The organism is Clostridium sp. LXY-7 (assembly GCF_056172015.1).
Map to the genome: position 1 here is coordinate 807,394 of NZ_JBLLJL010000002.1, position 12,620 is coordinate 820,013.

At 31.8% G+C, this 12,620-nt stretch carries 9 protein-coding genes; all 9 read right to left on the bottom strand.

Annotated features, from left to right (window positions below):
• Nucleotides 1-9: 9 nt before the first annotated feature.
• Nucleotides 10-1,500, bottom strand: coding sequence for a pyridoxal-phosphate dependent enzyme (locus ACI48Q_RS11000; protein ID WP_474919126.1), 1,491 nt, complete (start codon nucleotides 1,498-1,500; stop codon nucleotides 10-12).
• 94 nt (nucleotides 1,501-1,594) lie between these two features.
• Nucleotides 1,595-2,833 (bottom strand): threonine synthase, encoded by a 1,239-nt coding sequence (locus ACI48Q_RS11005; RefSeq protein ID WP_474919127.1) that lies wholly within the window; start codon nucleotides 2,831-2,833, stop codon nucleotides 1,595-1,597.
• A 31-nt stretch (nucleotides 2,834-2,864) separates the two neighbouring features.
• Nucleotides 2,865-4,082 (bottom strand): YgeY family selenium metabolism-linked hydrolase, encoded by a 1,218-nt coding sequence (locus ACI48Q_RS11010; protein ID WP_474919128.1) that lies wholly within the window; start codon nucleotides 4,080-4,082, stop codon nucleotides 2,865-2,867.
• Nucleotides 4,083-4,259: 177 nt separating this feature from the next.
• The gene (gene yqeB, locus ACI48Q_RS11015) at nucleotides 4,260-5,063 is read right to left on the bottom strand and encodes a selenium-dependent molybdenum cofactor biosynthesis protein YqeB (protein ID WP_474919129.1); all 804 of its coding nucleotides are present in this window, start codon (nucleotides 5,061-5,063) and stop codon (nucleotides 4,260-4,262) included.
• A 19-nt stretch (nucleotides 5,064-5,082) separates the two neighbouring features.
• Nucleotides 5,083-5,664 (bottom strand): molybdenum cofactor cytidylyltransferase, encoded by a 582-nt coding sequence (gene mocA, locus ACI48Q_RS11020; protein ID WP_474919130.1) that lies wholly within the window; start codon nucleotides 5,662-5,664, stop codon nucleotides 5,083-5,085.
• Nucleotide 5,665: 1 nt separating this feature from the next.
• Nucleotides 5,666-6,424, bottom strand: a complete 759-nt coding sequence (gene yqeC, locus ACI48Q_RS11025; RefSeq protein ID WP_474919132.1) for a selenium cofactor biosynthesis protein YqeC — start codon at nucleotides 6,422-6,424, stop codon at nucleotides 5,666-5,668.
• A 201-nt stretch (nucleotides 6,425-6,625) separates the two neighbouring features.
• A complete protein-coding gene (gene ssnA, locus ACI48Q_RS11030; RefSeq protein ID WP_474919133.1) occupies nucleotides 6,626-7,954 on the bottom strand; it encodes a putative aminohydrolase SsnA in 1,329 nt (442 codons plus the stop codon).
• A 26-nt stretch (nucleotides 7,955-7,980) separates the two neighbouring features.
• Complete coding sequence (gene ygfK, locus ACI48Q_RS11035) at nucleotides 7,981-10,998, bottom strand: putative selenate reductase subunit YgfK (RefSeq protein WP_474919134.1); 3,018 nt, start codon at nucleotides 10,996-10,998, stop codon at nucleotides 7,981-7,983.
• A gap of 105 nt (nucleotides 10,999-11,103) precedes the next feature.
• Nucleotides 11,104-12,300: a knotted carbamoyltransferase YgeW gene (ygeW, locus tag ACI48Q_RS11040; protein ID WP_474919135.1), complete on the bottom strand. Its 1,197-nt coding sequence runs from the start codon at nucleotides 12,298-12,300 to the stop codon at nucleotides 11,104-11,106.
• Nucleotides 12,301-12,620: the final 320 nt, after the last annotated feature.

Consider the following 12,620-nt stretch of genomic DNA (forward strand, 5'->3'; position numbering starts at 1 on the left):
TACTAAAAGCTATTCTTCGTCTTTTAGTGTTTCAACCTTCTTATTGAATTCTTCAATGAGATTGTCTAGTTCTGGTCCCATTTTATGCAATTTACCCCAGTAGTTATCATAATCATACCATTGTGCATTTAATTCATCTAAATCATACATCTGTTGTTCAATCCAGGTATAGTATTTAAGATTATGAATTCTATTTTTACTTTGATATGTGAGTTCTTCCATACTATCTGTTCTAACTCCTAGAACACTTCTATTATGATCAATAGCAGCATCAATTACTTCATATTTTTTTCCTCTTTCAGCTTCCATTTCTTCTAACCTTGACTGATACATTTCAGCAGAGTCAGTAAGAACAGTTAGCACTATATCATTTTCTGTTAATTCATAATATTTTGCAAATTTAATGCAAGAAATTATGTTTGCTGCACCTGAAATTCCAACCCATGATAATTTTGAAATTAAATCTTCTGAAATACCTTGTTGTCTTAAATATTCTTGTCCGGCTGGTTCATTAAATAGACGGAACATACCCACACTATCATTATCATCAATAGCTATAATCATATCTGTATTTTTAACATTGTGAATCCAAGGCACGTGCTTATCACCAATACCTTCAATTCTATGATCACCAAAACCATTATTAAGTAATGTTGGACATTGCAATGCTTCCCCAACTGCAAGCTTAGCATTTGGATATTGGTCTTTTATAAAGTCTCCACTTCCTAAAGTTCCAGCAGAACCTGAAGTTAAGCACACACCAGCAACTTTTCCATGCTCTCCAATTTCAGCTTTGATAATATCATTCATAGCATTACCAGTAACCTCATAATGCCATAGATGATTTCCAAGTTCACCAAATTGGTTAAATATTACAACATTATCCCTAGTTCTTCTTAATTCCCAAGTTTTATCATAAATCTCTTTAACATTACTCTCACAACCTGGAGTAGCTATGACTTCACCTGCTACTTGTTTTAACCAATCAAAACGCTCTTTACTCATATTCTCAGGTAAAATAGCTATAGATTTACATCCTAATAGGGCAGAGTTATATGCACCACCACGGCAATAATTACCAGTTGAAGGCCAAACTGCCTCATGATATTTAGGATCAAATTGACCAGTTACTAGTCTAGGAACTAAACAAGCAAAACTTGCTCCAACCTTATGAGCACCGATTGGGAAATATTTTCCTGCCATAGCAAAAATTCTTGCTTTTACACCTGATATTTCAGAAGGAATCTCAATGTAGTTAGGTAATTCATTGTATAATCCGCCATCTTTTACAGCTTCATTTTTCCAAGAAATCCTAAATAAATTGATAGGATCAATATCCCATAATCCAATATTTTTTAATTTTTCTTTAACGTGCTCAGGTATTTTGTTAGGGTCCTTCATCTGAGCTAAGGTTGGGATAACTATATTTCTTTCTTTAGCGCTCTTTACCGTTTTATTAAGTTGTTCTTCATTTATATTTAAATCTATCAAGTTTCTCACTAGAAACCCTCCTTTTACTATATATTATTTATAAAATTTAACCCAAAACAATTTTCTTTCAAGTGAAACTGACATCTTTCATTTAAAGCCTTGATTAATTTATTTCACCTACATAATTTATTAACGCATCTAAATCTGGCTTTATTATACCTGGTCTTATTACTGCCTTTTGTGCAGATTTTACATCCTTTAATCCACTACCAGAGACAACTATAGCTACACTTTCATCTCTTCCTATAGCTCCTTGTTCCACTAGTTTTTTAAGTCCTGCAAAACTTGTTACTCCAGCAGGTTCTCCAAATACTCCAGTATACCTTGCAAGAGTTGTCATAGCCTCTAAAATTTCTGCATCACTGACATCAACCGTAATACCATTACTTTCTGTTAACGCATTTAACACTTTGTATCCATTTCTTGGAATACCTACTGAAATACTATCTGCTATGGTATCAGGTGGTATATAGTCAAATTCCCTACTATTTTTTCTATAGGTTCTATTAACTGGATTTGACCCCTCTGCTTGTACAGAAACCATTGTAGGAAGTTTATCAATAATCCCTAAATCATAGAATTCTTTAAAACCTTTCCAAACCCCTGATATAGAACATCCATCTCCCACAGACATAATCACCTTATCTGGCACATTAAAATCTAATTGTTCACAGATTTCAAAAGCTGCAGTTTTTTTCCCTTCTACTAGATATGGATTTATAGCACAACTTCTGTTATACCATCCAAAATGTTCTACTGCCTTTAAGCAAAAATCGAAGGCTGTATCATAATCACCATCTACTAAAATAACTTTACTTCCAAAGACCAAAAGTTGTGCTAATTTACCTTCTGGTATACTCTTAGGAACAAATATATAGTTTTTTATCCCCATACATGCTGCAAAGCCTGATAGTGAAGAAGCTGCATTTCCAGTGGAAGCTGCACATATAATATCTCTTTTAAGCTCTATAGCTTTGGCTACTCCAACAGCTGAAGCTCTATCCTTAAAAGATGCTGTTGGGTTTCTTCCCTCATCTTTTACATATACATTCTTAATATTAAAAAGTTCCTCTAATCTTTTTGCTTTATATAATGGTGTCCACCCAATGTGTAATGGAGCTACTCCATTTAATCCCTCTAGTGGCAATATAGGTAGATACCTCCATATATTTTTTTTACTATTTTCTTTAAGATATTCTCTAGTTAATTCTTTTTTCACTAAATCTAAGTCATAAATTACATCTAAGGTTCCTTCTGTACCACAATATGGGCAATGATACATAACCTCTTCACTTAGCTTAGCTCTGCATTTAGAGCATACTAGGTGCTTAATCTTTTTCATGATTTCACCTCACCCATTAAATTAAAAACCACTATTTTACATACTCTGTAACATAAGTAATAGGAATTAGTGCATACATAGCTGCACATCTTACAAGCTCATCCTTCCAAGTTCTTTCATTTGGGGCATGTGCTTGGTCCTCATGACCTGGACCAAAGCCAACACATGGAATTCCATACCTGCCCATGATGGATACAGCATTTGTAGAGAATGTCCATTTGTCAACAAGTGGCTCACATTTAAATAAATCTCTATAAGATTTTACTAGAGTTTGACAAGCTGGGTGTTCTTCTTCTAATACCCAAGTTGGGAAATAACATTCTGTTGGATAAACAAGTCCAGTATAAGCTGGTCGTTCATAGGTGTACATTTCAACCTTACCATTTGCAGCCTTAACTGATGGTAATCCTCTAATTTGATCCAATGCATACTCCCAAGTTTCTCCATTTGTAAGTCTTCTATCTATAGACACTGTACATCTATCTGCAACTGCACATCTTGATGGGGAAGAGAAAAATATTTCAGAAACTGTTAATGTTCCTTTTCCTAGGAATGGGTCATCTATTAATCTTTCATTTAATTCTTTTAATTCATTTAATATTGGAGCCATTTTAAATATTGCATTGTCTCCTCTTTCTGGTGCTGAACCATGACAACTAATTCCATTAGTAGTAACCTTAATTTCCATTCTGCCCCTATGTCCTCTATATATGTTTAGAGAAGTTGGCTCAGTAATTACTACAAATTCTGGTTTAATCTTGTCTTCTTGAACTATATATTGCCAGCATAATCCATCGCAATCTTCTTCTTGAACTGTACCCGTAACTAGTAATGTATAATCCCCTTCTAATCCTAAATCTTTAATTATTTTTCCAGCATAAACCATGGAAGCCATTCCACCTTCTTGATCTGAACCGCCTCTCCCAAATATTACTTCATCATCTTCAAATCCCTTATATGGATCATAGTTCCAATTATTTATATCACCAATTCCAACGGTATCTATATGAGCATCCATAGCTATTAAATGTTTTCCGTGTCCCATATATCCTAAAATGTTTCCCATTGGGTCTATTTCAACTTTATCAAAGCCTACTTTTTCCATCTCTTCTTTAATTCTTAATACAACTTTCTCTTCATCACAACTTTCACTTGGAATAGCTATCATGTCTCTTAAGAACTTTGACATATCATCCTTATATTGTTCTGCTAATTTTAATATTTCTTCTTTATTTATATTCATTGACATTTTAAATACCTCCAAATCAAACTTATATATTTTTATAATTTAGAATATTATTCTTACTTTAGGCCTTATCAATAATATTAAATCCCCCCTATATATGATTACATTTGAATAATATCTAAAATATAGCAATCAATTTATTGAGATTTACTAATTAATCAGTTAGGATAAAGTAAAAAATTATATCTTTGAAGATTTCATGTATAAAATCCCCTCTAAAACTCCACCTGCAATACATCTAGCTTTATCCGAGATAGTATTACAATTATCCAATTCATCATATCTTGGATCAATATCGGCTATTTTTAAGCTTTCATTTACATAACTTTCAGATCGTATAATTCCTCTTAAAACTCCATCTATTGATGCATAGATTTTTTGCCCATTAACTATAGCAAGTATATCTTTAGTTGTTACTATATCTCCTATATTTTTAAAAGTACTAATAATGCCTTCACATGGACTATATATAACTCTTTCCTTATCATATCCTCCTATTTTTCCTGGGACACCAGTATTCTTAAGTGCATATCCATGAAATATTAACCTTCCTAAATTATGTCCACGCATAGTCTCTACTGCTATATGCACATCTTTTCCAGCATTGAAGCCTGGACCTAATCCAATAGTTATAGGAGCCATATTTATATTAGTACCCGTATTTCTTTTAGCTAAAATCGCATCCACTACCACTAAGGGTTTAATTTTATCAATAAGAGTTCCTTCACTATCTATAGCTATAGGAATAATTCCATTTTCCCAAGCATCATATATCTCTTCTAAGGTCTGTACAAGTACAGATTTTGAATCTTCTATTATAGCTTCACCATCATACACTGCTTCACTAAAACATATTTTTCTTCTTATAGCAGTAGGTTTTTCTATTTCAAGAACTAACACATTAAACCCACTTTTATGAAGCTTTTGTATAGTTCCAGAGGCAATATCCCCACCACCTTTTACAATTACCCTATCCTTAACCATGAATATATCATCTCCCTATTTATAGATAACTCAATTTTAGAAGTTTATTATAGTCTTCCATAGTATCAATATCCCAAAGCGGAAGCTCCTCATGTATTTCTATAAATCTAACCTGATGAATAAACTTATTGATAACAGTTTTACCACCAATATCCCCCTGTAATTTTAATAGTTCCTCAGTATATTTCTTAGGAAAAATTACTGGATTTCCTCTCCTGCCCTTATAGATAGGTACAATTATATTATTAGGATACTGTTCAAATTCATTAATTAACTCAGTGATTATTTCTTCATTGATAAGTGGTTGGTCACCTGTAAAAAAAGCATAGCCTAATGCCTCTGGTGAATTTAATATTCCTAATTTTATAGATTCACTTTGTCCCAAATCAGCATTTAAATTCATAACGGCATTTATGTTTCTTTTTTTACTGAGTTCAATAATTTCAATCCTATTTGTAACTATTAATCTATGTGAAAAATCACTTTTACTTATATTGTCTAATACATATTCTACCAATGCACATCCCTTATATTTAAGAAGTAGCTTATTTTCACCCATTCTACTACTAAAACCAGAAGCCATTATTATCGCATTAATCACTTTATAGACCTCCTTGAGGCAACTCATAATATTCATAAGTTTTATCTTTTAAGCTTCCAAATATTATGCTATCTATTAATTTATATTCACGGTTTTTCAATGCAATGCATTTTAGTAAGTTAGACGTCAAATTAAAATCTTTTTCCACGTCTAATTTATTGATAAATAGTATCCTTTTCCCTAAGGAATTTTTAAATAATCCTTTTGGATTGAAAATTAAAGATATAATATTCTTTTCAGTTATTCTCTGATCCTCTTTTGTACCTGTCAAAGCCATAAACTTTTCTATTCTATGTATATTGCTTTCATTTATCATCATTCCAACAACTTCTACGGTAATAACTCCTATAGTAACCTCTGTATATTTGCTTATAACAGGCTCATTATAGTTCCATCCCTTAAGGGGTTTTCTTTTAGAACCATCTGCTTCTATAAAAATGTAATCATAATGTGGTAATAATTTCTGAAGTTCATTATCACAAGTACCGATTATTTTATCTTCGCTATTAATAGAGTTTCCATATACATAAATTCCTTTATCTACAGAACTATTAAATAAATTTATGTTATCACCTTCAAAGAACATAAATTGAAAATCATTTATTGGTGGTACATATATCTTTGTGGTTGTAGTAATCAAAACCTTATTTCCCTTTCTTAACTCTTTAGCCATAGTAAACATGAGAGTAGTTTTACCACCTGCACCAACTATAGATACAATTTGACCTTTATTTAAATCAATAATTTCTGTAAGCCTCATATATACCTCCATGCTATTAATAGCGAATACGACTAACTTATTTAAATATTCATAATTTTGAAACTATATATATGCCATATAATTCTATGTTAATAATTAAGCATAGAATTATCACAACATGTTTTTACATTTTTTTACTTAATAGAATAGTTCAATAAAATGTAATCTCAGTCAATTAGTTGTAACAATATAATTAGAAAATTAAAATTTTCCCCAAAGATTTCGGGCTAACTCTCTACTTTTTGCCATAATTTTCTCTTCATCAATCCCAGTTAAAATTCTATTTTCCATAATTACTTTACCATTAACTATAGTTGTTTCTACATGTCTTCCATTAACTCCAAATACTAAATGACCATTTATATTGTTTCCTATAATTGGTGTTGGAGGATTGTAATCAACTACTATAATGTCAGCTAAAGCGCCTTCTTTTAAAATTCCTACTTGATTATTGATAAATCTTTCAGTAATAAGTCTATTATTTTTAAATAACATCTCAGGTATTTCTCCCCATGCAACAGTAGAATCCTGTGCAACATGTTTATGAATAATATTAGCTACTTTATAAGATTCCATCATATCTGCTGTATATCCATCGGTACCTAGTCCAAGTAAAATTCCTTTTTTAAACATAGATAGTACTGGTGAAGCTCCTACAGCATTTCCCATATTAGATTCTGGATTATGAACTACTATGGCATCTTTCTCTTTAATCATGCCCATCTCTTCTTCTGAAATGTGTATGCAATGAACAGCTATGGTCTTCTCTGATAATACTCCTGAACTGTACCATCTCTCTACAACACCTTTTCCATACTTCGCTTTAGCGTCCTGTAAGTCTTCAATTCCTTCTGCACTATGAACATGAAAGCCTGTATCAAGAGTTTCTATAGCATCTAGACATTTTTCAAGGGTTTTATCGCTTATGGTCATAGAAGCATGTAATCCAAACATTGCTCTAATCATATCATCATTTTTATTATTACAATATTTAATGAATTCTACATTTTCTTTTATACCTTCATCAACTATTTTTTCACCATCTCTATCTGATGTCTCATAACATAGATTACTTCTAATACCTATTTCTTCTGCGGCCTCTGCTATTTTAAAAAGGCTTCCTTGTATAGCATAGGGGCTAGCATGATGATCAAAGGATGTAGTCACACCATTTTTTATTTGCTCTATCATTGGAACTATAGCACTATAATACACATCTTCTAAAGTTAAAACTTTGTCTAATCTCCACCATAATCCTGTAAGTATATCAGAGAATTTTGTTGCTGGTGGACTATCATTTGGAATTCCTCTAGCAAAGGTACTATAATAATGCATATGAGTGTTGATAAATCCTGGCATTATTAGTTTACCTTTGGCATCTATATATTTACTATTAGTATATTTATCCTTTAATTCACTAGTTGTGCCAATTTCAACGATTTTATTGCCATATATTGCTACGCAACCATTCTCTATAATCGGCCTTGAATCATCTCTTGTTATAACCTTACCATTTCCAACAAGTAACATAGTTACACCTCCTAAAACTTAATGTACTATAGCATAAATCTATAATCTTCAATACAAGTTTCTATTATATTTCTCATTTCCTTTGATATAGTATTTTCTTCAGAAGGCTTACATTGAATAATCTCTTCCTGTTCATTTCTTACTTTACATAGACCTGTGGAGAAATCCTCTACCAAAAATCCTATGTTAGTACTATTGTTAAAGTCTTCTTCATTCCAAAAAACAGTTACCTTATCCTTATATGGATTTCCAGTATGAGGACAGAATATGCCGCAATTACCACACTCATTACACATACCATCTAAATGAACAATTTCATGGTTGGATATAAGTCCATCTTTAACTTTTATAACTACATTAGCTCTATTTGGGCACACATCCACACATAATTCACAAATGCTATCACAGCCTAAGCATCTCTTACTTTCACCCTCACAACAAATAGGTTCCATCAAAATACCTTTACGTTGGTATAATGAATTTTCGTTTATTGAAATATTTATGCTATGAAAATCACACTCTAAATTTTCTTTATTAAGTATATCTTTAGAAATTGATTTTCCATGAGAAATTGCTTGTACAATAGTGCTAGGTCCATTCTTGGCATCTCCTGCAACATATACATTCTTTATATTAGTTTCACATTGTAAATTAACCTTAGGTAGACCTTTTGAATCCACTTCTATACCACTATTAGTGAATAGTTCAGTATCTACCTTTTCTCCTACTGCTACAATGACAGTATCTGCATCGAACTCTATAAAAGTTCCTGTAGTTATTGGACTTTTTCTACCAGAAGCATCTCTTTCTCCTAAGGTCATTTTTTCACAAAGGAGTTTACCATTATTTAGTGATACTGGTGAAAGTAATTCTTTTATTGAAATTCCTTCTGAAAGAGTTAAAGCTATCTCTTCACGGTCTGCTGGCATGAACTTTCTTGTTCTTCTATAAACTATAGAAACACTTTCTACTCCTTCAGTCCTCTTTGCAGCACGGGCAGCATCCATGGCAACATCTCCACCGCCTATAACACATACATGTTTGCCTAAATAAACTTTTCCTTCATTAGATTTAAAATTTTCTAGGAAAGTAATAGCATTAAGTGATTTATCTGAGCCCTCTTTTAAGGATATTTCTCCAGGTTTCCATGCACCTATAGCTAGCACAATATATTCATATTTTTCTTTTAATTCTTCTATATTGAAATTTTTCTCTACACCAAATTCGAATTTTACTCCATAACTTTTTACAAGCTCAAAGTCTTTTTTTATGATCTCAGAAGATATTCTGAACTCTGGAATTACATATTCAATGATGCCATAAGCTCTGTCTCTCTTATCCATTACAGTTACATCTACACCATTTCTTCTTAAGAATAGAGCCACAGATAACCCTGATGCACCAGCACCTACAATACATACTTTTTTATTGCTTTTAAGTTCCATTGGCTCAATATGCTTTATATAATTGTCTTGAGCATTTATTACTGCAATTTTTTTCATATTTCTTATTTGTACTGACTTTTCATAATCAAGCCTTGTACATTTATATTGGCAATTATGGTTACAAATTGTTCCTGTTATGGCTGGGGATGCATTATCCTTAACAATGACTGAAAAAGCTTCATCATATTTTTCTTCTCCTACTAGAGCTATATACTGTGGTACTTGCTGATTTATTGGACAACCTATACTGCAAGGCGCAATGCTGCACTTATATATAGGTAGCTTTGAGCTTAATTTTCTGCTTTCCACAGTTTTAGCTTCTTTTAAATGATGCTCATCTATTATGGAAGCTTTTGCAACTTTTCCTAATAATTCTGTATTTATAATCTCACTTCTATTATTAAGCAGTGGTTCTAACTTTTCAGCTATTTGAGTAATTCTTTCATATCCCCCAGGTTTTAAAATTGTAGTAGCAAAGGTAATAGGACAAATTCCTGTTTCAAATATTTTATCAATGTTAAAGAAATCAGCTCCTCCAGAATAAGATATATAGATGTCTCCATTAAACTCTTTAGCTAATCTACTAGCTAAAGTCATAGTTAACGGATAAAGGGAACGACCTGACATATACATTTCTTCTCCTGGTAATTCCTTATTTAATATCTTAACAGGCAAGGTATTAGTAAGTTTTACTCCAAGTTTAAGTTGTAGAGTCTTCGCTAATTCTTTTAGCCTGACTAACATTGATACCCCGTCATCATACTGTAAATCATGAATAAAATGATGGCCATTTAAAGTTATATAATCATAACCCATAGTATCAAAAGTTTCTCTTACAAATTTTTCTCCTAATAAAGTAGGGTTCATCTTTATAAATGTATGCAAATTTTTCTCCGTTAATAGATAATTAGCAATTCTCTCAATCTCTTCAGGTGGACATCCATGTAACGTTGATAGGGTAATTGATGTGCATATAGTAGGTGATACTTTATCTAAATCCTCTTTAGTAAAATTTCTAAATTTATCTAAATTATTCTTAAGAACTTCTCTACATTCATTCCAAATTTTTGTACTAGAGGCATTTCTCATTTCCTCAATATAGGTGTTTATTTTTGGAGATCTAATCCCTTCTAAGTCATAACCTACACTCATATTAAATATGAAATCTCTTTCCTCGCTAAAAGAAAGTTCTTTCATTAAAACATGAAGTAAAAACCAAGCCTTAACATATTCATCATAGGCATCTCTAACAGTTAATTCAGTAGACCATTCTACATTATAACATTCATCTTCAGCACGAATACACGGCTTGGAAACAGGTAAATCTTCTCCATCTAAAATTTGAACTGTTTTTAATTCAATAAATCGACTTCCAGTTAGATATGATGCAATAATATTCTGTGTTAATTGTGAATGAGGACCTGCTGCAGGACCTATTGGCGAACCAAGTTTTTCTCCTAAAAAGGCAATATTGCTCTTGCTTTTATTGTAATAAAATTTATTTTCTTTAATTCCTAAAATGGTTTCCTTCTCAGTTAGTTCTTCAAAAATCCAAGTCACTAACTTTTGGAAATCAATTGGTCGCATTTTATCACTCATTTACATTCCCCCTTGAACATATATAATGTTCCAACAAATCTGCTATATTATAGCAATGTGGAGTGACCCTTATGGAGGGACACTCCTAGTTATATATATTAAATACTATTTTCCAGAAAATCTTGGTTTATTAGTTTCTAAAAGTTTTTCAAATGTAGTTACTGGATCTTTAATCTTACTTAAGAACATCATAGCTGCAATTATATATGGTTTAAATCCTGCTTCTTGATATAATGGCTTACGATAGCGGTTAAACACACTAGCCTCAACCTCACCTTGTTCACAACTTACACCAGTGATATCAGCTGGTAAACAGTGCATATAAAGAGCACTTCCATCCCTAGTTAACTTCATCATTTCCTCAGTACATTCCCAATCCTTATGTTTCCCATTCTCTGCTAGTAATTCTTTTTCTAAAGCCTTTATTTCATCAAACTTGCCTTCTCCATATAGTTCTGTACGTTTTTCCATAGCTGCATATGGAGCCCAGCTCTTTGGATATACTATGTCTGCATTCTCAAATGCTTCCTTCATTGAGTTGGTTTTAGTAAAACTACCACCATTTTTCTCAACGTTCCCCTTTGCAATCTCTTCTACCTCAGGTAATAAGTCGTATCCTTCTGGATGAGCAAGAGCAACTTCCATACCCATTCTTGTCATTAATCCAATAATACCTTGGGGCACTGAAAGTGGTTTTCCATAAGATGGTGAGTATGCCCAAGTCATTGCAACTTTTTTACCTTTAAGATTTTCTGCTCCTCCAAAATGGTGTATAAGGTGTAGTAAATCTGCCATGCTTTGCGTTGGATGATCTATATCGCATTGTAGGTTAACTAATGTAGGACGTTGTTCTAATACTCCATCCACATGTCCTTCTTGTACTGCTGATGAAACTTCTCTCATATAAGCATTACCTTTTCCAATGAACATATCATCTCTTATTCCAATTACATCTGCCATGAAAGATATCATATTTGCTGTTTCACGAACAGTTTCACCATGAGCAATTTGAGATTTTCCTTCATCAAGGTCTTGCACTTCTAACCCTAGTAAGTTACAAGCACTGGCAAAACTGAATCTTGTCCTAGTAGAATTATCACGGAATACGGAAATACCTAATCCGCTATCAAATATTTTTGTAGATATGTTGTTTTCTCTCATGTTACGGAGTATGTCAGCAACAGTAAATACAGCCTGAAGTTCATCATCTGTCTTTTCCCAAGTTAGTAAGAAGTCGTTATTGTGCATGTTTTCAAAATTTAACTTATCTAGCTTTTCAATTAAGTTTTTTATTTCTTCCATAAATAGCCACCCCTTAATATATTTAAAAAATCTTTTATTTTTTTACTGACTAATTAATCAGATTTTACATTAATTAGTATTATATGTCAATACATGTATTATAATTTGCTTTTATTTTAATTTATGTATAATTCACATTTAAATAATAATTTCATTGTAATAAAATTACTATTTATAATATTAATTTATAATTTACCTTTGTAAAAAATATACATAATTATAATTTATTATTAAATTATAATTATATATTTTTTATATTAAAATATATATAAATATTTTTCATTTATCCTCTTAAGGTTTCGTATAAATATGTTAAATAA